Genomic DNA, 24,809 nt, shown 5'->3' with positions numbered 1-24,809 from the left:
AGTAACCATTTTGATAATGTGGATGCGAAACAAAAAGAGATAATCAGACTTCGTAAAAAATTGAAACAGGTTGAAATGGAGAATGATATTTTAAAGCAAGCTGCACTACTGTTAGGCAAAAAATAGACCTCATTATCTCGAACCGAGATAAATATAACATTAGTGCAATGTGTAGACTACTTGGGGTCACAAGAAGTTTAGTCTATTATCATTTGAACAAAGAAAAAGATGTGAAATTAGATGAAGATGAAAAACTAATAGAAGAAATAAAAGAAATATTCAGAAGAAGTAGAAACAACTATGGAACACGCAAAATAAAAAAAGAACTAGGGAAAATTGGATATAAAATATCGAGAAGAAAAATAGGCCGAATAATGAAGAAAAATGGCCTAATCTCAAACTATACAGTAGCACAATATAAAGTAATAAGATCCAAATGCAACGAAGAAGACATCCCTAACCTTTTAAATAGATAATTTGACAATAGAGACTATTTAGAAGCAATAGTAAGCGACCTAACATATGTAAGAGTAGGAAAAACATGGAATTATATATGTTTAATAATAGACTTAAACAGCCGTGAAATAATAGGATACTCATCAGGTAAAAACAAAGATGCAAATCTAGTAGCAGAAGCATTTTACTCAATAAGGCAGCCACTAAATCGTATAAAAATATTTCACACAGACAGAGGAAGAGAATTTAAAAATATAAAAATAGAAGAAATATTAAAGGTATTTGGGATAAAAAGATCGCTAAGTAAAAAAGGAAGCCCATATGATAACGCAGTAAGCGAAGCAGTCAATAAAGTAATGAAGACAGAATTCATATATCAGGAGAACTTTACTAATTTCCAAGAACTTAATCTAAAATTAGCAGAATACGTATATTGGTATAATAACCTAAGAATTCATGGATCTTTAGGATATAAAACACCAGTAGAATATAGAAAAGCAGAATAAAAAGCTCTGGAAGTTTCATAAATTAAATAAAATATATGAACAGACTGTCAAGGGCAAATTTCAACGAAATTTGGGCGAAGCCTTTACCCTTGATTGTCTGAGAATATATTTTATAATCTAAAGAAACTTTCAAGCTTGATAATGTTCGGTTATAAATTGTCTAAAAAAGGGTTGCCATTCCATGTATTTGGGTTCATTAGAAGAATGCCGAGCAATGGGTAACATGACGCTGATGTGTTTATACACAAAAAAGCTACACGTGCGTTGGCTGACAACAGGGAGCTAAGTAAATTAACACCAGCTAAAATGTTTGACGCTATTAATAAATGACAAGTATATGAAATTGGTTTTACCTAGTTTAAAAAAGAAATTATAATGAAAATATGGAGGCTAAGAATATGAAGATTAATAATGAATGTTGTTGTGGATGCAAAACAGAAAAGCCGGATCAAATTAAAGACAATTGTCCTGTATGTAATAATGAAGGGATTTCCGTTAGTAAAGTAACTGTTGAACATCTAGTGGTAGATGATTATCGTAATGCTGTTAACGGAGATCAATATAAGATTTGCATGAACGAGGACTGCGACGTTGTTTACTATAACTTAGATAATGAAATAAAATTCTTGAAAGACCAAGTTAGAGTTCCTATCTGGTTTAAGAAAGATGCAGATCCTAAGTATGCTTGTTATTGTAGCGAAGTCACAGAAAATCAGGTAATTGAAGCAGTTGTAAAGCATGGCGCGAAATCCGTAAAAGAAGTAAATGCCATCACTGGGGCAATGAAAAATTCTAATTGTAAAGAAAACAATCCGTTGGGAGTTTGTTGTCATAAGATTATTCAGGAAGCTATCGATAAAGGCTTGAAAATGAAATAATTACAGTCGATATGTTCTACAAACGAGAGCCAATCTTTGATATGTTTCCATCTACGAGCGTGGATATGTTCCCCATAACCTTAGGGGTTGAGAATGCAGTTTTGATAGCTATCAAGGCAACTCGACACACGTTGAAGCAGCAATTCTGATGACGTATTGTGGTTTGGACAAGGAATAATAGGAGTCAACCACAACATGTAGTGGTTTGAGTACGAAAATTGGGTCAAAAACAGGCTAAAAAATACCGTTTTTTGACCCTTTTAAATAGGGCATTTGACAGATGACATTTGATGTTTCGGGATTAAAAATCCATAGGGTGAGGTAGATTAGCACAGAACTTTATTGAATAGAGAAATTAAAAGTGATATAATCAGTTGCATAAGGAGGAGTTAAATATGTGTACATGTATTGCAGTAGTAGATATTACTTTATCTCATTTATAATGAAAAAAATTAAAGGAGGTAAAGGTATGGGTATGTTTTCTATATTTGTTAATGAGAGATTTCATTATCAACCAAACCAAAAATAATTGGTTATAATGAGCTCTTAAGATTAGTTCATTATAACCGGCAAGGAGAAGGTTATAATGAAACAGAAAAACCCGAAAAATACGCAAAATTTCATTACATCTAAAAAGCATGTAAAGGAAATATTAAAATATACGAATATCAATAAACAAGATAAAATAATAGAAATTGGGTCAGGAAAAGGACATTTTACCAAGGAACTTGTGGAAATGAGTCAACGGGTGAATGCTATAGAGATTGATGAAGGTTTATGTCATGCCACGAAAAAAGCAGTTGAACCTTTTCAGAATATAAAAGTTATTCATGAGGATATTTTGAAGTTTAGCTTTCCTAAAAATACAGACTATAAAATATTTGGTAATATTCCCTACAATATTAGTACTGATATTGTAAAAAAGATTGCTTTTGATAGTCAAGCGAAATATAGCTACCTTATTGTAGAGAGGGGATTTGCTAAAAGGTTGCAAAATACCCAACGAGCTTTAGGTTTGCTGTTAATGGTGGAAATGGATATAAAAATTCTTAAAAAAGTGCCACGAGCATATTTTCACCCTAAGCCTAATGTAGATTCTGTATTGATTGTACTTGAAAGGCATAAACCATTTATTTTAAAGAAGGACTACAAAAAGTATAGATTTTTCGTTTATAAATGGGTAAACAGGGAATATCATGTTCTTTTTACTAAAAATCAATTAAGACAGGTGCTGAAGCATGCGAATGTTACTGATCTTGATAAATTATCCAATGAACAATTTTTGTCTGTTTTCAATAGTTACAAATTATTTCAATAAATTAAAAATAATTAAGCGTTCTCTAACTTTAAGAGAACGCTTAATCTTATTACATTGAAAAATGCATTCTATTATTTTCAATTATTATGATATAACATAATTATCATTTTACTTATTTGCATATTTGCACGAAAATATAGTTATCGACGACTATTCTGATAATAGCAACTAATATAGTCAATGATAACTCAAAATTTATTGATATAGTAGGTATATGTGCAACTAATTAGGGAAGATTTTAGCTTGCCATTTCTGAAACAGCTAAAACAAGTATTGCGTAAAGAATGCGCCAGTCTTCCCATGGACTTAAAATGCTTGCTTGGGGCACACATAAAACCCCTTGAACAATCTATTGACAGAGTTGAAGGACTGTCGGAGATTCTAAGACGAAGTAATCCTAAAATGGCCCTATGCCATACAGATATTCATAATTGGAACTTGATGCAACGGGATGAGCAGTTAGTTCTAATTGACTGGGAAGGCTTGAAATTGGCTCCAGTAAAAGCTGATCTCATGTTTTTTGTTGATAAGCCATATTATGATGTATTTATGAACATATACCTGAAATTACACAAAGATTTTTTAATCAATACGGATGCTTTGTTATTCTATCATATTAGACGTAAACTAGAAGATATATGGGAGTTTATTGAACAACTTTTATATGACAATCAAGAGGATAAGGAAAGAAATGAAACTATAAAAGTTCTTGATGGTGAACTGAATAACTTAGTGTTTTGAAAAAAGAATAACGTATTATTAAGCTAAATAATATTGGAGAAGAAAATGAATAAACAAGAATTATATCAAATTGCTTTCAGTATAATTAATCATAAAAAGTTACGGAACTTTGGAACTTCAGGGCATGTTGAGACGGTAGCTCTGTTGTCCAAACTAAATACAGAACATCATTTAGATATAGAAATAGGGGAAGATGAATTATCTGAAATTGACTTTTCAAAAGACGCAACTTATGGAGAAATTAAAAAGTATGTGTTAGATAAATACGTACTAAAAGTTTCAAGCCTATATATTGCACAAATAAAAAGGAAACATGGTCTAATAGAGAGAGAAAATTATAATTTTAGTAAGAAAGAAAATCAAAGAGTGCCAAATTGCCCAGAAGAAAAAGAAAAAGCAATCGAAGATGCTTTAGAGCATTTTGGAATGATTTAAATAATATCTAAGATTGAAAATTTTAAAATTAAGACTTAAAAACTTTAAGATTAAAAAGATATGTACTTCTTATATAACCTAAGAAGATTAATTGAAAATCAGGGGAACGATGATGGTAAAATAAAAAATTTTAACAACTAAAGAAGAATTAGGCATTATTGCCAAAGAGGTTTTTATGAAGTTAAAAATACTGAAAAAGACTTGTTAGAATTGAAAATTTTAGATCATTGTGCAGGCAGCGGAGCGTTTTTAGTAAAAGCAATGGCAAATATGATAAAAGAAGTTGGTGGAGTAAATACAAAAGAAGCAGAAGATATAAAACAAAATAAACTTTATGGTATCGAGTTTGATAGAGAAATTTTCGCCCTAGCTTGTGCTAATATGCTTATTCATAAAGACGGTAAGACAAATTTGGAACAATACGATACAAGGGAAAAAGAAGCTTGTAAATGGATCAAATCTAAAAACATAACTAAAGTATTGATGAATCCTCCATACGAAAGAAAATATGGTTGTAAAAAAATAGTTACAAATGTATTAGACAATGTTCCTGCTGGTACTAAATGTGCATTTATTTTACCAGATAAGAAACTGGAAAAAGATAGAATGCAGTCATTATTAAAAAGACATACACTTGATATGATTATAAAATTACCAGAAAAACTTTTTGATGCAGGAGTAACAACAAGTGTATTTGTTTTTGAAACTGGAAAACCACAAAAAGATAAAAAAATATTTGCTTGCTATATGGAAGATGATGGACTTGAAAGAGTTAAAAATCAAGGTAGGCATGATATAAAAAATAAGTGGAAAGAAATAGAAAAATATTGGCTAAAAGTTGCAAGAACAAAAGTAGATACAAAATATAATACACACCAATGGATAGATTCAAAAGAATATTTATCATATCAAAAACCACAGAAACCTTTTGAAATATATGAAGAAGATTTTAAAAAGACCATTATAGACTTTATACTCTTTGAAGAAAAAATTGACGTAAAAGAATTTAATGAAAAACTTTTAAATCAAGTTTTGTATAAATCAGAATATAAAGATGGTAAACTCATGCTAGATGTAGGTGGAGAAAATGAAGAAAATAAAGATTGATGATTGGAAACCTTTTGAAATAGAGAAGTTATTTACTGTAAAAAGACCTAAATCAAGAAGTGTAAAAAAATATAATGAGGGAGAGATACCTTTTGTATCTTCTGGAAATTATAATAATGGTGTCGATAGTTACAGAGAGCCTATTGATGATGAAGATTTAGATAAAGGAAATTGTATAACAGTAAGTCCAGTTGATGGTAGTACATTTTACCAACCAAAAGATTTTTTGGGAAGAGGTGGTGGAGGGTCATCAATAATGCTTTTATATAATGACAATCTAAATAAATTTAACGGGTTATTTATTGCTTCTGTAATAAGAGAAAGTTTAAAGATAAAGTACCAATATAACGATATGGGATCTAGTGATAGTATAAAAAAAGAAAATATACTTTTACCAGCATTAGACGATGAAACACCAGATTGGAATTTCATGGAAGAAGCAATGAAAAGGCTTGAAACCAGAGAGAGAGAGTACAAGCAATCTTACAAGCTATTTAAATAATGCAAAATTAAATAAGGTTGATACTTCAAAATGGAAAGAGTTTATAGTTGGTGATTTATTTGAAAATATTAAAAAGCCTGACGTGCTTCATGCAAGAGAAGTCGTTGAAGATGAGAACGGTATTCCTTATGTAGTAAGAACAAAATTTAATAATGGTATAAAATATAGAGTTACTGAAACTAAAAAAATGACTCCTAGCCCTAAGGGAGTTATATCATTTGGTGCAGAGAATGCATCATTCTTTTATCAAAAAGAAAACTTTGTATCTGGAAGAGATATTTATTATATTGATACAAGACATTTGAGTGAGAAAGCATGTCTATTTTTAGTATCGTGTTTAGACACATTGACTGATAAATATTCTTATAGTTATGGACTATTTCCCGATTTGTTAAAGAAAGAAAAGATAAAACTACCAGTAGATGTTCATGGTAATCCCGATTGGGATTATATGGAGAAATATATTGAAAAAATAAAAGAAAATTGCAATAGAGAAATTCATTGTGTTTGAATTAAAAACGATTAGAAATAAAAATCTAGTCGTTTTTTTTATTGTAAGAAAGGACACATTATGACAAGTAAAAGATTAAGTATTGAAGAACAGATTGAAAAGAAAGAAGAAAGCATTAAGCAATTACAAAATCAAAAAAGACAGTTGAAGAAAAAACTTAATGAACAAGAAAGAAAAGCAAGAAACAAAAGACTTATAGAAAAAGGAGCAGTGTTAGAAAGTATTTTTGAAGAAAGTATAGGTTTAACAAAAGATGAATTTTATAAATTAATGAAATCATTAAATGGTGAAGAAATAAGATTAAACATAATGGGAATTTTAGAAGAAAGAATAGATGATAGTGTAGAAAAATCATCTAAAGATGAAATAACATAATTGTCCCTTGGTTACAAGGGCGCAATTATACACCCTAAAGGGTGCTTGCGTCCTGCGGAGCCAAACCCTTGCAGGGAGCAACAACCATTCGCTTTTTAAAAGTCAAGGGTAAATAAACTCGCTAAGGCTCGCCCTTGACTTTTAAAATTTGAAATGAACAAAACAATTAAGCCGACATACTGAAACAACAAAAATTAATTCAGTAGTCGGCTTTTTCTATTCTATCATTTCAAAACGCTCATTCACAAAATGGATATGGAAAATCTTCAAAGCCTCCACCTAAAACAACAAAAAAAGAAAGGAAGTGATAAAAATGGCAGACAGTTTTCATTTTTCAGTAAACATAATATCAAGAGGAAAAGGAAAAAGTGCAGTAGCAAGTGCAGCATATATAAGTGGAGAAAAAATAAAAAATGAATGGGACGGAGTAACCCATGACTATACAAGAAAAGAAAAAGTATTAGTAAAAAATATAATATTGCCTGATCATATACCAAAAGAATTTAATGATAGGTCTACCTTATGGAATAAAGTAGAAATGGCAGAAAAAAATTCTAATGCACAACTAGCAAGACAATTCATAATAGGACTACCAAAAGAATTAACTTTAAGTGAAAATAAAAACCTAGTTGAAAGATTTATAAAAGAAAATCTAACATCACAAGGAATGATAGTAGATTATGCAATTCATGATGAGAGTCAAGACAAAAATGGAAATATTCATTGTCATATAATGACCATAATGCGACCCATAAACGAAAAAGGAGAGTTCTTAGCAAAGTCAAAAAAAGAATATATCCTAGATGAAAAAGGAGAAAAAGTATTAAACAAAAATGGAAAACCAAAGACAAGAAAAGTAGAACTAACAAGCTGGAACGATAAAGGCAATGTAGAAAAATGGAGAGAAAATTTTTCGGACCTTTGCAATGAATATCTAGCAAAAAACAAGATAGAAAAAAGAGTAGACCATAGGAGTTTTAAAAGACAAAATTCAGATTATCTACCGACAATCCATTTAGGATCAGCAGCAAGTGCAATGGAAAGAAAAGGAATAGAAACTGACAAAGGAAACTATAATAGAGAAATAAGAAAATATAACGAACTTGTAAAAACAATAAAAGAAGAGATAAAAACATTAAAGGGTTGGATAGGGAATCTATTAGATAACCTAACTACTGCTTATGAAAAATTTAAGGATATAGAAAGAGATAAGGTAATAGACAACCCTAAACTTTTCAATCTAACAAATTATCTATTAACTTATTCAGAAATTCAAAAAGAAAAAAGCAAATATCTAAAAGGATATGCCAAAACTAATAAAGAAAAATATGACTTCAAAAAGCTAACGAGTGCATATAGTTATTTAAGAAAAAACAACATAGAAACCATAGGTCAGTTACAAACAAAAATAGAAAGTTTAAAGTCCAATAGTTACAAGCTAAATAAAAAAGCAAAGACAATCCATAAAGAAATGGAAGATGTAGAAAAGAAAATTTTATACTATGAAATCTACAAAGCCAAAAAAGGAGTTTATGAAGAATACCAAAAGAAAAACATATTCACAAAAGACATATTCTATAATAAACATAAGAAAGATATAGACCAATATAAGGTAGTAAGCGAGAAATTAAAAAAACTCCTATCAGATAAGGAAAAACTAAGTCTTAAAAAATGGAATGAAGAAAAAAGTCTTTTAATGGCAAATCTTGAAGAAATAAATAAAGAAAAAGATAAGATAAAAGATGAATACCAGGAAATTAATCATATAAAATATTCAGTAGATTTTGTAAACAAAGAACTTGGTATAGATTTATCCATAGAAATAGATAAGCTAATAAAACAAGGTGAAAAACCAAGTGTAATAGCACAGATTAAAAAATATCAAGAGCAACGGGAAAAATACGAAAAGAAAAAAGAGAGAACAAAAGATAGTTATAGGAATTCGGAAAGGTAAGATGTTTTAACTTTATTAGGGGACTTTCAAGCACCGTAGGAAGCTGATATAGAAAAATTACCTAAAAAATGATATAATGCACATAAATGGAGGGACTGATGTGAAGAAGAAACTAAAACCGTTAGTTGATTATATAATCTTAGTTTTATATTCAATTTGTATGTATATTTTATGGAAACTTTGTAAGTTAGGAGGAACACATTATTGGCTTAGAATTATGTTGCCTTTTGTGATTTTACTAATTATCTTACTTTTAGTCAGATTAATATTAAGACATAGAGGGTATCGGGCAAGTTATTTTAAATTCCGTTTGGTTTTATTTATTGCTATAAGCCTAGTGTTTGGAGGGATGATAATACACACAGCAATTCCTTATAATGGGGCTTTATCTTGGAAAATTGACGATTTCTTAAATCATAAAAAGATAAAATTCATTCATAATAATATTTATGAAAATGGTATTGATGGATTGATAAACGATATAGGAGAAAAAAATTCTTTACCAGAAAAAATTTATGTTTCAGATGATTTCTACATTGAGTTTACAGAGGATGGAACAATTACGAATATAGAAACAATGTTATATGGAGAAAATGATAAAGGACAGTTGAAAGGTTTTTTAATTACCTATGACTATAAGAAAGATAGTAAAATAAATATATGGCTTAATGAAGGCGAAGGTCTTAGTATTAATTCGGATAAGTTATTAAATCCTTTTTTCGCAATTCTTAAGCAATCCGATTACAGAAAACAAGTTCATAATTGGGAGAATATAAAACAAAATCAAACATATTCTTTTTTATATTCAGGAAAAGAAAAAGTTAATTCAGAAAAAGGACTCTCTATATTAGATGGAGATGCAGATGGTGATGGAAAATATAATACAGGATTGGCGCCTTCTAAGTTATCAAGCGGAGGAGAATTTAGTGGGTATATGGCTTCTCTTTATATAAAAAATAATGAAGATATATCTTCATTTAAGTATCTAATGGAGCCACAATATATATCACCGGAAATACTTGAAAATGAACATAATAGCGAAATACTTGAAGATGCAAAGAGTTCAAAAAGATGGATTACAGATGAAAATAATGGTACGGTATATACCTTTGTTTTAGATGATAAAAAAATAGGATATAGACTTGTGGTTGTAGATGCTGCTGCCGGTTCAAGGTTCTATGCATTTGAAAAATCGATTGATAGTGGGGAAAATTGGAAAGTTATCAACAAAGATCCTTTTATGGATGAAACCGGATCAGCTGAAGGAATAATATTCTTTTCAAATGATTTTGGTTTTATTGGAATTCAGGGAGCATCTGGACAGTACTCTCAAATATATAGTACAAAAGATGGAGGTCTTACCTTTAGACAAGTTAATTTACCTATGGATAAGGTAAAAGATATACCAAAAGAAGGAAAAGAAATCGGACTAAAATTGGATGATTATAAGTATCTTTCTATGCCTGAAAGTAAGGGGAATAAATTATATATTACTGTTACATCAGGAGAGTATGAATCCAATGGAATTCAATTTTATTCTGAAGATGCTGGAGAAAGTTGGAATGTTTTATCAAAATAAAAAAATTGAACTTTAGAATGATTTAGGTAGAGTAAATGAAAAAAATTCTTTTTATTATAATGGTGATTTTTTTGTTGTGATAGATGGCTACACGGCTTTATTAGTTTTAGGTGATTTGATAACCACTACAACTACAATAGAAGTTATCAATCAAAGTGAGGATATTGTCGCAAAGGTAAAAGAGCATTTTAACATTAACTATGAGATAACGAAAATTCAATATAGTCTAGGTTTTCCAGATGGATATGGATTAGAAATATATGATTCTAGAGTAGTTAAAGAACATTTTTTTGAAGATGATGGATTTGAAGATAGTGAAATAGATACTTACTTTCAAAAATTAAATATAGACACACCTAAATATTTAAAAGTTTTAATTATTGAAAATATCCTTGGAATCATTCTAATAATAGTAATAATTAGAAGAAATAGAATCAATGAACAATGAAGAAATACAGATTATATATTCCAACATGAAAAACTATCTATCAGACAAAAGAACACACATAAACTACTGAAGGTGGAAAGGCATTGTAAGCTATTTTAAAGTATAAAAGGTACAAATACCTAAGAAAGCTATAAAAACATCAAAATAAAGTATTCCACCACCAACAACCAAATAAAAACAATCAAAGGGAAGTATAGAAAAATTAAAGCCTATACTTCCCTTTTTTAATTCAAACAAAGGAGAGAAAAGCATGATAAACGAAGAAATAAGCAAAGAAGCAGGTCAAGCAGCACAAACCGTAATATCATACACGATAAAGGCAGCAAAAGAATCAATCAACTTAGACAAAGAAATAAGAAAAAAGATGAATGAAACTTTAGAAAAAGCAAACGGAAACCTAAAAAGCCTTATGGGCTATGAAATGAAAATAAAAGACCTCTACAAAAAAGGACAACTAGAAAATATAAGCATAGATCAAAGCAACCTCAAAGACTTAAAAAAAGAACTAAACAAACTTGGGGTAAGCTTTTCAGTAATGAAAAACAAAGAAACACAAAACTATGAAATATTCTTCCAATCCAAAGACATAAAAGTAATGGAATATGCCTTTAAACAAGTCATATTCAAGGAAAATAAAAAAGAAAAAGAAAGTATCCTAAAACAAATAAAGAAATACAAAGACCTATCCAAGAACAAGGATAAGACAAAAGAAAAAGTCAAAAGAAAAGTAAAAGAAAAAGTAAAACCAAACAAAAAAGATATGACCAGAGAAATCTAAGGGAGTAACGAAAAGTTACACCCTTAAATAACCATAATAACAAGACTTCCGAAAATCGGAAATCAAGAATTTCGATTATCGAAAATCTGGGAAATATCAAGGCAGATAAGATATAAAATTGAATAAACACAATATTTATGATATAATTAAAGCAATTAAGAGGTCAAAGAGGTGCTTGTATGAATAAGAATAATAAAATAGATAGAGTTCATGATGATGTTTTTAATAGCATAAAAACATTGATGGATAAGGCAAGGAATGAAGTCGCAAGAGAAGTCAATAATATTTTAGTTCAAACATATTGGGAGATTGGACGTATCATCGTAGAAGATGAGCAAGGTCATTCAGAACGAGCTGAGTATGGAAAAGAACTTATAAATGACTTATCAAGACAACTTACAAAGGAATATGGCAAGGGATTTTCTAAGTCTAATTTATTTAATATGAGAAACCTATATTTATCATATCCAATATTCCAGACACTGTCTGGAATATTGACCTGGTCCCATTATTGCGAACTCTTATCCATTAGCGATGAGAAAAAACGAAGCTTCTATGAGAAAGAAAGTATTAATGCAAATTGGTCTGTGAGAGAACTTAAAAGACAAATAAAAACATCACTTTTTGAAAGATTGCTCCTATCATCTGGAGAGGAAAACAAAGAAAAAGTTCTAGACCTAGCTTTAAAGGGCAATGAAATAAATAAGGCAGCTGACCTTGTAAAAGACCCTTATGTATTTGAATTTTTAGGTTTGCCAGAAGAAAAGCCAATGATGGAGAGTGATTTAGAAAAAGCACTCATAGATCATATCGAAAAATTCTTGCTTGAACTTGGTAAGGGTTTTATGTATGTAGGCAGCCAGCAAAGGGTAACTTTAGGCAACACCCACTATTATGTGGACATGGTATTTTATAATAAAATATTAAGGTCTTATGTCTTAATCGAACTAAAAACAAGCAAGCTAATGCCAGAAGCAGTTGGTCAAATAAATATGTATCTCAATTATTATAAGGCAGAAGTCAATGATGAGATGGACAATGAGCCAATAGGAATAATCTTATGTACAGATAAGGACGGAGTACAAGCAGAATACGCCTTAGGAAATTTATCAAATAAAATATTCGCATCAAAATATACTTTGTATATACCAGACAGGGAAGAGCTTGAAGAACAAGTAGAAAAAGTTATTAAAAAATATAAGGAAAAATAAAATATAAATTATAAGGAGAAGTAGAGAAAAAATCTACTTCTTTTTTTATTGCAAGGAGGATTAGAATGGCAACAAACAAAAGATATTATTGGATAAAACTAAAAGAAGAATTTTTCACAGACAAAAGGATAAAAAGATTAAGGAGAATATCGGGAGGAGATACCTACACGATAATCTACCTCAAACTTTTATTACTAAGTCTAAAAGATGAGGGCAAACTCTATTATGACGGAGTAGAAAGTGATTTTATAAAAGAGTTAGCACTAACCATAGATGAAACAGACGATGATGTAATGGTAACAGTTAATTATTTAATAAATCAAGGTTTACTAGAAGTTGTAACAGAAAATGATGAATACTACCTAACTGAAATACCAAACTTAATCGGATCAGAAACAGCATCTACAAGGCGTTCAAGAAAGTCTAGAGAATTAAAAATGTTGCAATGCAACACCAATGCAACACATAAGCAACAAAAGTGCAACGGAGAGATAGAGATAGAGAAAGATATAGAGATAGATAAAGAGAGAGAGGGAGAGATAGAAAAAGATAAAAAGTCCACCCCCATCTTTTATGGAGAATTCAAAAATGTAAGACTAAGCAAAGAAGAATATAAAAATCTTAAAGAAAAATTAAACTCACACACAGACAAAATGATAAATAAACTATCAAGGTACATGGAAAGCAGAGGAAAGACCTATCAAAACCACTATGCGACAATCCTAAATTGGTATGAAAAAGATAAAGATAAACTAAGACATCAAGGTTTAAATAAGAAAATGAACTATGATGTAGGCGAATCTTTATAGATAAAAAGAGGTGGAAAGCCACTATTAAAGACTTTAAGTATAAAAAGGTATCGAAGTATGCCAGAGATAATAAAAATATAAATATGACACTTAAAAGGCGATTAGAAAATTAAAAATCTAATCGCCTTTTTTTTATTGCATGAAAGGATAAGCTATGACAAAAAGACAAACAAAATACATTGTAAAAAGAAATTATGATAATAGAAGAACAGATACAGACGCTTTTCTAAGACTAATAAAAAAATCAAGCAAATTAAGTAAGGACAATGAAATTGAGTACAACAAATATAATATTGATAGTAATAAAAAAGAGTGCTATAATAAAAATAGTTTTAGAGAAAGTTGTGTTATTTCTGAAAACTCAAACAAGGAGGAATAGGAAATGATACAAACAAATTCAAATCACTTTTCATTCAAAGCTGCAATTTATTGCAGACTATCTAAAGATGATGAGCAGAAAGGAGAGAGTGCCAGCATACAAAACCAAAAAGAACTTTTAGAAAACTATGTAAAATCAAAAGGTTGGAGTATTTACGATGTATATATAGATGATGGATACACTGGATTAAATACAAATAGACCATCATTTCAAAGACTAATTAATGATATTGAAAATAAAAAAGTGGATATAGTCATCACTAAGGACTTATCAAGACTTGGAAGAAACTATTTGCAGACTGGATACTATACAGAAAATTTCTTCCCAAAGAACAATGTCAGATATATAGCTTTAAATGATGGAGTAGATACCTTTCAAGAAAACAACGAAATAGTTCCTTTTAAAAATGTTTTAAACGAGTTTTATTCAAGAGATGTTTCCAAAAAGATGAAATCTGCTTATATGACTAGGGCAAGGCAAGGAAAATTTATTGGTTGTCTTGCTCCAATAGGATATAGGAAAGACAATGATAATCCACATAAATTAGTAATCGATGATGAAACTTCATGGATTGTTGAAAAAATTTTTGATCTTGCTTTTAGTGGTTATGGAGTACAAGCAATTAGGAGAAGACTTTTTGAAGAAAAAATACCTACACCTACCTGGTGGAATAGAAAAAAAGGACTTAGAAATAAAAAAACTAAGTTAGAAATGACCGTAGATGGTGGAGAGTATTGGTGGGACTGCACAACCCTAAAAGAAATTATTGAAAATCCTGTTTATATCGGTCATATTGCTAGTCAAAAAGTTAATTATAAATTCAAAGTAGGTTGGTTATCCGATAAACCTAAAGAGGAATGGATAATAGTAGAAAATACACATGAACCAATTATTTCTGAAGATATTTATAATATAGCAAATGAAAAATTAAAGAGCAGAAGAAGACCATTTAAAAATGGAGAAGAAAGCATATTTGCAGGCATTGTGAAATGTCCCGATTGTGGAAAATCTTTAAATCTTGGAAGAAACAAATCAAAAAAAAGAGAAAAGTTACTCACTTGTAACACTTATAGAAGATATGGAAAGTCATTATGTAGTCAACATAGAATTTATTACGATACTCTTTATGAGATAGTGCTTAAAGATATTAGGAAAAATGCAGAAATAGCATTAAAAGACGAAAAAGAAATTATAAAAGCACTTGAAAAATCACGAGAAATTGATAATGAAGAAGAACAAAAATTTATTATGGATAAGATTTACGAAGATCAGATAAGAGTAGAAGACTTAACTAAAAAGATTGAAAAACTATATGATGACTGGCTAGACAATAAGATAAGTGAAAGCAACTTCCAAAAAATTCTTGAAAAATCACAAAACGAACAAGATTATCTAAATCAAAGAATAAAAGATAATCAAAAATTGATTGTTAAAGAAGATCTTGAAGATATTAATGTTAAAAAATGGATTGAACTCATAAAAAAACATAGGGATATAAAGAAGCTGGACAAAGAAACCTTAAACGAGCTCATCTCAAAAATCTATGTTCACGAAAAAGAAGTAGTGAATGGAGAAATCACCCAAACAATTGATATTTACTACAATTTCATAGGAAATACAGACACGCTACAAGTATTTTACAATCTCTAATTAGGCATAAAGCAGCTTATGGCTGGTGGGGGAATTGTACTAATCGGTATTAAATTAATTCCACTACTTGCAAATGCTTTAAATTAGGAGAAAGTCTATGTTTGGTATCTTTGACAAGCTAACTGAATTTTTTAAGGATATGCTACTCGGAGGTATCAAAGCAAATCTTGAGTCCATGTTCTTAGATATAAATGACAAGGTAGGAGTTATTGCAACTGATGTTGGGAAGACACCAATGGGTTGGAATGGAGAAGTGTATAACTTCATAAAAAACATTAATGATAATGTGATCGTTCCAATAGCAGGTCTTATCATAACAGCAGTTTTATGTATTGAACTCATAAATATGGTTATGCAAAAGAATAATATGCACGATACAGATACTTTTGAGTTTTTCAAATACATTATAAAGATGTTTATAGCAGTCTACCTTGCAAGCCATGCCTTTGAATTTTCAATGGCAGTCTTTGATGTGGCACAAAATCTTGTAAACAAAGCGGCAGGGGTAATAACTACTTCTGCCACTGTTTCAGGAGATCAGATAGTTGCAATGGTTGATACGCTAAAAGAAAAAGATGTTGGTGCATTAATTATGATATTAGTTGAAACAAGCCTTGTTAGGATTGCAATTCAATGTATATCTTTAACCATTACCCTAATAGTATATGGGCGTATGTTTGAAATATATGTCTACTCATCAGTATCATCTATACCATTTGCTACTATGGGAAATAAAGAATGGGGTCAGATTGGAACAAATTATATCAAGGGACTTTTTGCCTTGGGACTACAAGGTTTGTTTTTGATGGTATGTTTAGGTATCTACACCGTTTTAATAAGGACGGTACAGGTTACAGATATTCACGCAAGCTTGTTTAGTATATTAGGATATGCTCTACTACTTGGACTTATGATGTTTAAGAGTGGAACAGTTGCAAAAAGTATTATGAATACGCACTAGGAGGAATAAATGTTAAAAAAGAAAAATTGTGCTTTATTGGGACTTGGAATTTTATTAGGAGGAACTTATGAAATCTTAAAAGAGAAAAAAAGAAATGAAGAGATTAGAAACTTAAAGAGGAGAATAAATAGACTCGGAAGATGTCACAATGAATTTGTTATGTATCAAGGCGAATACAATGACAGAAATGAAGAAAAACAAGAAGAATTAGAAGAAAGAATTAGCTACCTGGAAGAGGAAACAACATCTAATTATGACCATATACTTGAACTTTCCAAAGAAGAAGTAGAGGGAGATTAAAATGGCATATGTACCAATACCAAAAGATTTGGACAAGATTAAAACAAAGGTTGCCTTTAACTTAACCAAAAGACAACTTATAGGTTTTTCTGTGGCAGGACTAATTGGTATACCAACCTATTTATTTATGAAGAAATATCTACCTAATGATGTTTCTATCATTGTAATGCTAATAGTAACCCTGCCAATCTTTTTTATAACCTTATATGAAAAAGATACCTTAACTTTTGAAAAATATTTTAAATTTTTCTATCTTCATAAGTTTTATCAACCAACTAAGAGAATAAGAAAGGAGGCATACATTGAAGCAAAGAAAAAAGCAAATCAGCGACTTAAATCTAAGGGAAAAACAATTAAAAAAAGACCGAAAGGAAGTAAGAAGGCTAAAAACAAAGAAAGATCCAACAAATAGTCTTCTAAGTGTACTTTTAAAGAAAGAGAAAAAGAGATTTACTGTTGAAGATACAATTCCCTATATAAGAATGTTACCAGAGGGCATTTGCCAGTTAGATGAAAAAAATTATTCAAGGACAATTTCATTTCAAGATATAAATTACCAGTTGGCATTGGAAGAAGATAGAGATTTAATCTTTAACCAATTTGCCAACTTTTTAAATTCTTTTGATCCAAGTGTCCACATTGAACTTTCGTATGTAAATCAATTAGGAAGAAATAAAGACCTACAAGATGCAATTAAAATTGCTGATAAGGGAGACTTCTATGACGATGTAAGAAAAGAGTTTAGGGAGATGTTAAAGCTTCAACTTGCAAAGGGCAATAACGGACTTAAAAAGATGAAGTATATAACCTTTACAACAGAAGCCGATAACCTAGAGCAAGCAAGAGCAAAGTTAAATAGACTTGAAGTAGATATTTTATCTAACTTTAAATCTATGGGAGTAAGAGCAGAAAGCCTTGATGGTGAAGAAAGGCTAAGACTTGTTCACGATATGTTAAATCCAGACAAAAACTTTTATTTTTCATATAAAGATTTGAAGAAGAAAGAGTCTACAAAGTCACATATAACTCCCAATATCTTTAATTTTGCACCAGTAAATAATTTTAAATTTGGTAAATATATTGGAGCAGTAAGCCATTTTCAAATACTTGCAAGTGAGTTATCAGACAGAATGTTATCTGAGTTTTTAGATATTGATGACAATATTTATGTAGCTTTTCATATAGATGTAGTTGAACAAGCAGAAGCCATTAAACTCATTAAGAGAAAAAATACAGACCTGGATAGAATGAAAATTGAAGAACAAAAGAAAGCAGTTCGAGCAGGATATGATATGGATATTATTCCATCAGATATAAATACTTTTGGTGCGGATGTTAAGTCCATGTTATCTGACTTACAAAATAGAGATGAAAGGCTCTTTGTAGTTACCATAGTAATGATGAATTTTGCTAGGACTAATCAAAAATTAGAAAATACTATTGCTCAAATCTCATCAATTGCTAACAGACATAATTGTCAGGTGAAAAGATTATCTCATCAGCAAGAGCAAGGACTTGTTTCTGTCTTACCTCTAGGAGTTAACCAAGTCGAGATAAAAAGATTTTTAACTTCATCATCAACGGCAGTATTTATGCCTTTTACAACAGAAGAGCTATTTATTGATTCAGCAAATTCTTTGTACTATGGCTTAAATGCCCTTAGCCAAAACTTAATTATGGCAGATAGGAAGAAACTCAAGAACCCTAACGGATTAATATTAGGAACACCAGGTTCTGGTAAATCTTTCTCGGCAAAGAGAGAGATGGCAAATGCAATTCTTGTAACAGACGATGATGTAATTATTTGTGATCCTGAGGGCGAGTATTCAAACCTTGTAAAACAATTTAATGGAGAAGTTATTAAAGTTTCAGCAAAATCAAAGGACTACCTTAATCCACTAGATATAAATATGAACTATGGAGATGGGGACGCACCTTTAAAGGATAAGGCAAACTTCATAATGTCTATGCTTGAACTTGTAGTAGGAGGATCTGGTCTTACTGCTGCAGAAAAATCTGTTATAGATAGGTGTTTACCAAAGATATACCAAAAATATTTTGAAGACCCAAAACCAGAAAATATGCCTATATTAGGAGATTTATACGATATGCTCCTATCCCAAGAAGAGGGAGTTGGTAGAAAACTCGCAACAGAAATGGAAATTTATGTTAAAGGAAGTCTTAATGTATTTAATAATAGGTCTAATGTTGACCTAAATAGACAACTGCTCTGTTTTGATATAAAAGAGCTAGGAACACAACTTAAAAAAATAGGTATGCTTGTAATTCAAGACCAAGTTTGGAACAAGGTTTCCCTAAATAGAGGAAGCAAGTCTACAAGATACTATATAGATGAGTTCCACCTTTTATTAAAAGATCCACAAACTGCTTCATATTCAGTAGAAATCTGGAAAAGATTTAGAAAATGGGGAGGTATTCCAACAGGCATAACTCAAAACGTAAAAGACCTTTTAACAAGTCAGGAAATTGAAAATATCTTTGACAATACAGACTTTGTTCTAATGTTAAATCAAGCATCTGGGGATAGAGATATTCTTGCTAAGAAATTAAAAATATCGCCTTATCAGTTAAACTATATTACTAATTCAAATGCAGGTGAAGGACTCTTATTCTTCGGAAATACTATTGTTCCATTTATAGATAAATTCCCTAAAGACACCATGCTATATAAGCTAATGACAACTAAACCAGAAGAAGCTAAGTAGGTGTGATATGGATAAAAAACTAAAAAAAGATTTTCAAAAGAAAATTATACGAAATAGGGACGCTCCTGAAAAGAATCTTGAAAGTAAACTTGTTCATTCAGATGATTATACAAATAAGATAATTAAGACTAAGGATAGGTTCGGAGATAAAATTTCAGAAAAAGAATCTAAACTTATCCATGAGAATGTATTAGCTAAAGATCAAAAACAGGATAAACTAAAAGATTTTCAGAAGGCTAAAAACAAGGAAAGAATCAGAAAAGAAGTTTTAGATAATAAGGATAAGGTTGAAGAAACAAAACAAACTAATCTTGAAATAAGGACAGATGAAAGCTTTAAACTTGATGAAGAGTTAGATGTAGACTTCAAAAAGGTAAATTTTGAAAGTGAAAATAGTAGAAATATTAATTCTAATAAATTAACAACAGATGATATTTCAGCTAAGGCTCAACCAATAAGCAATAAGAAGGCATCAAGTAAAAGAAAAGTTCTTAAAAATTATGAGGATAAACTTATCCATAGTAAGGATAAATTCCAAGACAAAATCAACGAGAAAGAGTCTAAGCGAATCCAGACAAGTGAAGATAAACCTATCGAAGCAGAGAAAAGCAAGAGAATATATAGAAAAGATAAGCTTGTTAAAGATGAAGTGAGCAAGAACGACAGTAATGCTAATATCGATAAAAAGCGAAAACAGAAACTTTATCAAGAAAAGAAGTTTAGAGATAAGGAGAAAATTTCTAAAGAAAAAGATAAAGAAAATAAGCTAAACGAAGTTGATACAGATAAAACTTTTGATAATCCTGAGTTTAAAGACAATAATCAAGAATTTATAAAAGATGAAAAAGAAACAAGCCTTAAACCTTCAGAACAAAAGAAAGTTAATAAAAAGAAGACTTACTACAAGAGAAAAAATTATGAAAGTGATAAATTCACTCGAAAGAAAATTGATAACTTAAAAAATGAATCTAAGAAAATTACAAGAAAAGATTCTAAGAAGGCACAAGATGTTAAAGACTTTATCTCAGATAAAAAGATTGGAGATCTTGAAAAGTCTAAAAGTAAGCTAAAGGATAATATCTTAAAGAATAAAACTAAAGGAAGTCTATCTTCTGGGGTTTTATTATCTGGAGCTAAGTCCTCAGAGTTAGTGAGAGATTATCTAAGTTCAGGATCTGATAATACTGGTGTAGAATCTGGAGAAAAGGCCGCTAATGTAAGTTCTAAACTCCAGCATGGAATAAGGAAGTATAAGCTAGATAAAAAGAAAAAGTCCTTAAAAAAGCTATCTAAACTTGATAAGAAAATAAAAAAGAGAAAAAGCAAGTTGGAGTTTAAAAGCGGCTTGGAAGATTTAAAAAAGTCAGATGCCTATATAAAGAAAAATAGATTTAAGAAGTTTTACCAAAGAAAGCAAATGAAGAGCATGATAGCTAAAAAGCACGAAACAAGACTTGTAGATAGAGTTAAAAAAGCTATTTTAAGTTTAGGTAAGGCTTCTAAAGAGCTAATAGTAAGAAAAAGCAAGATGGTTCTATTTTTAGTAATAGGACTAGGTCTTATGCTATCAATCATAATTGGTGGCGGAAGTGTTGGCATGAGTGGACTAAGTAATTCAGTAAACTCAGTAATGACAACAACATACCTATCACAAGACACAGTTCTAAGTGAAGTTAATCAAGAATTTTCATCAATGGAATATGACCTACAATCACAAATCGAAAGTGTAAAAACAAGTCATCCTGGATATGACGAATATATTATAAATAAAGAAGGAGAAATTGGTCATAATACCCATGAACTTTTATCCTATATAACTTCAAGATGTGGAGAAGTAAAATCAGCATCTGAAGTAAAAGGAATTTTAAAAGAGCTTTTCGATAAGATGTATAAGCTTGATTTTAAGGAAGAAATTGAAATCAGAACAAGAACAGTAGCAAGAACTAGATATGATAGTCGTGGCAATCCTTATACTTCCTATGAAAAAGAAGAGTACGAATATAAAAAGTTGATCGTAACTTTAAAGAAAAAAGAAATGGATGAAGTTGTTAGAGAAATATTTAAAGATTATCCAGACAATGTAGTTCATTATGAAGCTCTTCTTGAAGCTAAGGGGAATATGGGAGATGTATTTGGATCAGGTAATGGGGACTTAGGAGAAATAGTAGACAATCCAAACTTTGGAAATCCTGGTCTTGCTTTTGATTCAGCTACTGCCAAGGCTCTTTTTAATGAAGCAGAAAAACATATAGGTAAAAGATATGTGTTTGGAGCAAGTGGACCATCTAACTTTGACTGCTCAGGATTTGTATGTTGGTCATTTACAAAGTCTGGTGTAAAGAGTATGCCAAGAACAACTGCATGGAGAATATACAAAGACTATTGTAATCCAGTTAGTCCAAGTGAAGCTCAACCTGGAGATATTATATTTTTCCACTCAACATATAACAGTGGAACACCAATATCTCACGTAGGAATATACGCAGGTAACGGAATGATGATTCACGCAGGAGATCCGATTCAATACACATCAATAAATTCAAAATATTGGAAATCACACTTTTATGGTTTTGGAAGACCAAGATAGAAGGGAGATATTATGTGAACAGAAAGCTTGTAAGTATTAGGAACAAAAAGAAAAAAATAGAAGAGAAATTAAAAGATTTAAATACAAAATACAAGGAAATTTGCGATGAAGAAATACAAGTTGAAAATGAAGAAATAATTGTAACTCTTAGGAGGAACAATATTAGCTTGGAAGAATTAATGGAGAAAATCAATGACAGAAAAAGAGAAGAAAAATTAAAAGAAAAGGAGAACATTCATAATGAAGAAATTTAATACGAACAGACTAAGAGCCTTTTTTATGGCTCTTTTATTAGTTTTAACATCAACTGTGCATACAAGTGCATTTGCAAAGTCTGATGTTACTTGGACGGAAGATGATTTTATGTATTCCTCTAAGGGAAATATAATTGCCTTTAGTGATAAAGGCTTAGAAAAGAAAGAGAAGGCAAATATTCTAGTATTTCCTGAAGGGACGAAATCTATAAATGGAAATTATTCTTTAAGTCATTCAAACGATGAACTTAGATATAAAAGAGAATTTGGACGTGGCAAACATTGGGATAAAGTAATTATTCCTGATTCTGTTAAGCATTTAGGTTATGCTACCTTTTATGAAGCAAGTATAGATGAAGTAAAACTATCAAATAGTCTAACTTATCTTGGTGGTTTAGCATTTTTCAATTGTGGACTTAGAGAAGTAACTTTACCTGATACTTTGGCAAATATTGAACATAATGCTTTTGAAAGAAATAACATTCAAGAAATAACTATACCGAAGTCTGTAAAGACAATTGAACAATACGCTTTTTCAAGAAATAAATTGCACACTATAAAAGTTTTAGGCAATCCAAATATTAACAGTAAGGGAGTATTCCATAATCAAGAAGTTGAATATAGACCAAAACAAAATCCATTTTACGAAAATCATTTTGGTTTCAACGGAAATCAAGGATTTAAATCTATTCCTAATGGATTAAGTTATGAAAATGGAGAGTTTGTCTTTGATAAGAATGTAGATAGTGTAGAACTTGAATTTGATTATAACAATGATATGTATCAAGGAAAGATGACTATATACAATCCAAATAAATATTCCATTGATACTCAAACAGATTTAACAGGGCAAGATATTGATGAAAAGGACAATAAGATTGATGATTTAACTAAAAACATTAAGGACTTAGAAAATCAGATCAAAGACTTAAATGATAAGAAACAAGAAGACCAATCAAAGATAGATGAATTAAAGGAAAAGTTAGAATCTTGCAAAGATAATGGAGAGAAACTAAAACAAGAAAAAGCTAAGCTAGAAGAAGAGCTTAGAGATAAAGATAATAAGATTACTCAATTGAATAAAGAAATTGAGGAACTTAAAAATTCTAACAATGATGAACTAATAGCAGAAATTACTCAGCTTAAAGATGAATTAAAAAGATTACAAGATGAAAATGCAAAACTAAAAGAAGATTATTCATCTACAAAATGGGAGTTAGAAGCTGAGAAAGAGAAGACCGACAAAAACGAAAATAAAATCAAAGAAATGCAAGAAAAGCTCGAGTCTTTAGAAGAGAAACTTGCAAAGAAAACTAAAGAAATCGAGGATAAAGACAATAGAATTAAGGTCTTAGAAAAAGCTCTTGATGAAAAAGATGCTAAGATAAAAGACCTTGAGTCTAAAAAGAAAGAGACAGAGAATTCTAAGTCGGAATGCTGTAAGAAAATTGAAGAGCTTCAAAAGGTTATTGATAGTTTAAAAGAAACTTCTGAAAATACGAAAAAAGAATTAGAAGAGAAGATTAAAGGATTAGAAGAAAAACAAAAAGCTTCAGAAGAAGAAATTAAAAAGCTAAAAGAAGATTTAGATAAGAAAATTGAAGAAGCCAAGAAGTTAATCGAGGAAGCAAATAAAAAAGCAAAAGAAAAACTTGAGAAACAAGCTAAAGATGAAAAAGATAAAAATCTAAATCAAGACTTATCTAAAAAATTAGATGAACTTCTAAAACTCCAAAAAGAAAACAAAGAGAAGAAAGAAGATAAGAAATCTCAAGACAAAAAGTGGGACGAACTTTTGAAAGCTGATGACAAGAACATTCTAAATCAATTTGATCTTAACAAGATGAAAAAGCAAGAGGAACAACAAGGTAAAAAACAAGTTAAAGATGAAAAAGAATTTGCAGTTTTCCAAGTAGACAAAAACTTTTATAACATTATCAACAAAGATGGTAAGACAACAGTCTATATGGATGTAAAAACTTATGTAGACCAAGGAAGAACTATGATTCCAGTAAGATATATTGCTTATACTCTAGGTTTTAATGTTGAGTATGACAACTCTACTCGTGAAGCCATTTTCTCAAACAAAGAGAATAATATCTTAGCTAAAAAGACATTAAGACTAAATATTGATACTGGTGTTATGAAAGATTCAGATGGAAAGGTCTACAATTCAGATGTTAAGCCAGTGATTATAAATGGAAGAATTCATGCTTCAATTTCAAATATTGCTAAAGCTTTTGGAGCAAGTCATGGAGATATTAAAGATGGTAAAAACCAAACAATAGAATGGGACAATGCTAGAAAAGCAGTCTATGTATTTAAAAATGTAAAATAAGAAAGG

Annotated in this window: 25 protein-coding genes and 1 pseudogene; all 26 read left to right on the top strand. The window is 30.2% G+C overall.

The genetic code is table 11. The features are described 5' to 3' along the window. Positions 1–12: 12 nt before the first annotated feature. Positions 13–962, top strand: a pseudogene (locus K8P03_RS10305) (IS3 family transposase); the annotation flags it as partial. Positions 963–1,360: 398 nt separating this feature from the next. Next, entirely contained in the window at positions 1,361–1,840 is a 480-nt protein-coding gene (locus K8P03_RS10300; RefSeq protein ID WP_000700631.1) for a Csac_0668 family 2Fe-2S cluster-binding (seleno)protein, read from the top strand. Positions 1,841–2,243: 403 nt separating this feature from the next. Continuing rightward, entirely contained in the window at positions 2,244–2,369 is a 126-nt protein-coding gene (locus tag K8P03_RS11315; protein ID WP_106384406.1) for an erythromycin resistance leader peptide, read from the top strand. Positions 2,370–2,426: 57 nt separating this feature from the next. After that, a complete protein-coding gene (gene erm(A) / locus K8P03_RS10290) occupies positions 2,427–3,158 on the top strand; it encodes a 23S rRNA (adenine(2058)-N(6))-methyltransferase Erm(A) (protein WP_000810833.1) in 732 nt (243 codons plus the stop codon). A 216-nt stretch (positions 3,159–3,374) separates the two neighbouring features. Further along, positions 3,375–3,899, top strand: a complete 525-nt coding sequence (locus K8P03_RS10285; RefSeq protein WP_001176020.1) for a phosphotransferase — start codon at positions 3,375–3,377, stop codon at positions 3,897–3,899. 45 nt (positions 3,900–3,944) lie between these two features. Next, positions 3,945–4,334: a hypothetical protein gene (locus K8P03_RS10280; RefSeq protein ID WP_001041172.1), complete on the top strand. Its 390-nt coding sequence runs from the start codon at positions 3,945–3,947 to the stop codon at positions 4,332–4,334. A 201-nt stretch (positions 4,335–4,535) separates the two neighbouring features. Further along, positions 4,536–5,441, top strand: coding sequence for an HsdM family class I SAM-dependent methyltransferase (locus tag K8P03_RS10275; RefSeq protein WP_223420561.1), 906 nt, complete (start codon positions 4,536–4,538; stop codon positions 5,439–5,441). Further along, on the top strand, positions 5,422–5,943 hold the full coding sequence (locus K8P03_RS10270) for a restriction endonuclease subunit S (protein WP_004825311.1): 522 nt from the start codon (positions 5,422–5,424) through the stop codon (positions 5,941–5,943). Before K8P03_RS10275 ends, K8P03_RS10270 begins: the two co-directional genes overlap by 20 nt. Beyond that, complete coding sequence (locus K8P03_RS10265; protein ID WP_004825180.1) at positions 5,894–6,454, top strand: restriction endonuclease subunit S; 561 nt, start codon at positions 5,894–5,896, stop codon at positions 6,452–6,454. The genes K8P03_RS10270 and K8P03_RS10265 overlap by 50 nt, the downstream gene beginning before the upstream one ends. A 60-nt stretch (positions 6,455–6,514) precedes the next feature. Beyond that, positions 6,515–6,829 carry a DUF3847 domain-containing protein gene (locus tag K8P03_RS10260; RefSeq protein WP_070654291.1) on the top strand — a complete coding sequence of 105 codons (315 nt, stop codon included), beginning with the start codon at positions 6,515–6,517 and terminating at the stop codon, positions 6,827–6,829. Between the two features lie 313 nt (positions 6,830–7,142). Continuing rightward, positions 7,143–8,783 carry a MobQ family relaxase gene (mobQ, locus tag K8P03_RS10255; protein WP_223420560.1) on the top strand — a complete coding sequence of 547 codons (1,641 nt, stop codon included), beginning with the start codon at positions 7,143–7,145 and terminating at the stop codon, positions 8,781–8,783. A gap of 100 nt (positions 8,784–8,883) precedes the next feature. Then, the gene (locus tag K8P03_RS10250; protein WP_039861666.1) at positions 8,884–10,362 is read left to right on the top strand and encodes a WD40/YVTN/BNR-like repeat-containing protein; all 1,479 of its coding nucleotides are present in this window, start codon (positions 8,884–8,886) and stop codon (positions 10,360–10,362) included. Between the two features lie 76 nt (positions 10,363–10,438). Continuing rightward, the gene (locus K8P03_RS10245) at positions 10,439–10,810 is read left to right on the top strand and encodes a hypothetical protein (RefSeq protein WP_004825300.1); all 372 of its coding nucleotides are present in this window, start codon (positions 10,439–10,441) and stop codon (positions 10,808–10,810) included. A gap of 250 nt (positions 10,811–11,060) precedes the next feature. Continuing rightward, complete coding sequence (locus K8P03_RS10240) at positions 11,061–11,588, top strand: PcfB family protein (protein WP_070584760.1); 528 nt, start codon at positions 11,061–11,063, stop codon at positions 11,586–11,588. A gap of 179 nt (positions 11,589–11,767) precedes the next feature. Continuing rightward, positions 11,768–12,799 (top strand): PDDEXK nuclease domain-containing protein, encoded by a 1,032-nt coding sequence (locus K8P03_RS10235; protein WP_036753996.1) that lies wholly within the window; start codon positions 11,768–11,770, stop codon positions 12,797–12,799. 65 nt (positions 12,800–12,864) lie between these two features. Continuing rightward, positions 12,865–13,608, top strand: a complete 744-nt coding sequence (locus K8P03_RS10230; RefSeq protein WP_070584762.1) for a phage replisome organizer N-terminal domain-containing protein — start codon at positions 12,865–12,867, stop codon at positions 13,606–13,608. A gap of 154 nt (positions 13,609–13,762) precedes the next feature. Continuing rightward, on the top strand, positions 13,763–13,987 hold the full coding sequence (locus K8P03_RS10225) for a hypothetical protein (RefSeq protein ID WP_036757784.1): 225 nt from the start codon (positions 13,763–13,765) through the stop codon (positions 13,985–13,987). 3 nt (positions 13,988–13,990) lie between these two features. Further along, positions 13,991–15,637, top strand: coding sequence for a recombinase family protein (locus tag K8P03_RS10220; protein WP_223420559.1), 1,647 nt, complete (start codon positions 13,991–13,993; stop codon positions 15,635–15,637). A 6-nt stretch (positions 15,638–15,643) separates the two neighbouring features. Continuing rightward, positions 15,644–15,724 carry a Maff2 family mobile element protein gene (locus K8P03_RS10215; RefSeq protein WP_115354505.1) on the top strand — a complete coding sequence of 27 codons (81 nt, stop codon included), beginning with the start codon at positions 15,644–15,646 and terminating at the stop codon, positions 15,722–15,724. Positions 15,725–15,734: 10 nt separating this feature from the next. After that, positions 15,735–16,598, top strand: coding sequence for a VirB6/TrbL-like conjugal transfer protein, CD1112 family (locus K8P03_RS10210; RefSeq protein ID WP_000466915.1), 864 nt, complete (start codon positions 15,735–15,737; stop codon positions 16,596–16,598). A gap of 9 nt (positions 16,599–16,607) precedes the next feature. Continuing rightward, positions 16,608–16,898, top strand: coding sequence for a hypothetical protein (locus tag K8P03_RS10205; protein WP_002838520.1), 291 nt, complete (start codon positions 16,608–16,610; stop codon positions 16,896–16,898). A gap of 1 nt (position 16,899) precedes the next feature. Then, positions 16,900–17,310, top strand: a complete 411-nt coding sequence (locus tag K8P03_RS10200) for a PrgI family protein (protein WP_008902108.1) — start codon at positions 16,900–16,902, stop codon at positions 17,308–17,310. Next, positions 17,201–19,624, top strand: a complete 2,424-nt coding sequence (locus K8P03_RS10195) for a VirB4-like conjugal transfer ATPase, CD1110 family (RefSeq protein ID WP_002842305.1) — start codon at positions 17,201–17,203, stop codon at positions 19,622–19,624. The genes K8P03_RS10200 and K8P03_RS10195 overlap by 110 nt, the downstream gene beginning before the upstream one ends. 7 nt (positions 19,625–19,631) lie before the next feature. After that, positions 19,632–22,211 (top strand): C40 family peptidase, encoded by a 2,580-nt coding sequence (locus tag K8P03_RS10190; protein ID WP_223420558.1) that lies wholly within the window; start codon positions 19,632–19,634, stop codon positions 22,209–22,211. Positions 22,212–22,225: 14 nt separating this feature from the next. Next, positions 22,226–22,465, top strand: coding sequence for a hypothetical protein (locus tag K8P03_RS10185; RefSeq protein ID WP_223420557.1), 240 nt, complete (start codon positions 22,226–22,228; stop codon positions 22,463–22,465). Further along, on the top strand, positions 22,452–24,803 hold the full coding sequence (locus K8P03_RS10180) for a leucine-rich repeat protein (protein WP_223420556.1): 2,352 nt from the start codon (positions 22,452–22,454) through the stop codon (positions 24,801–24,803). Before K8P03_RS10185 ends, K8P03_RS10180 begins: the two co-directional genes overlap by 14 nt. Positions 24,804–24,809: the final 6 nt, after the last annotated feature.

The sequence above is a fragment of the Anaerococcus murdochii genome (genome assembly GCF_019957155.1).
GTDB lineage: Bacteria > Bacillota > Clostridia > Tissierellales > Peptoniphilaceae > Anaerococcus > Anaerococcus murdochii.
Note: the sequence above shows the minus strand (reverse complement) of the source record. Positions and strands in the feature narration are given on the sequence as shown.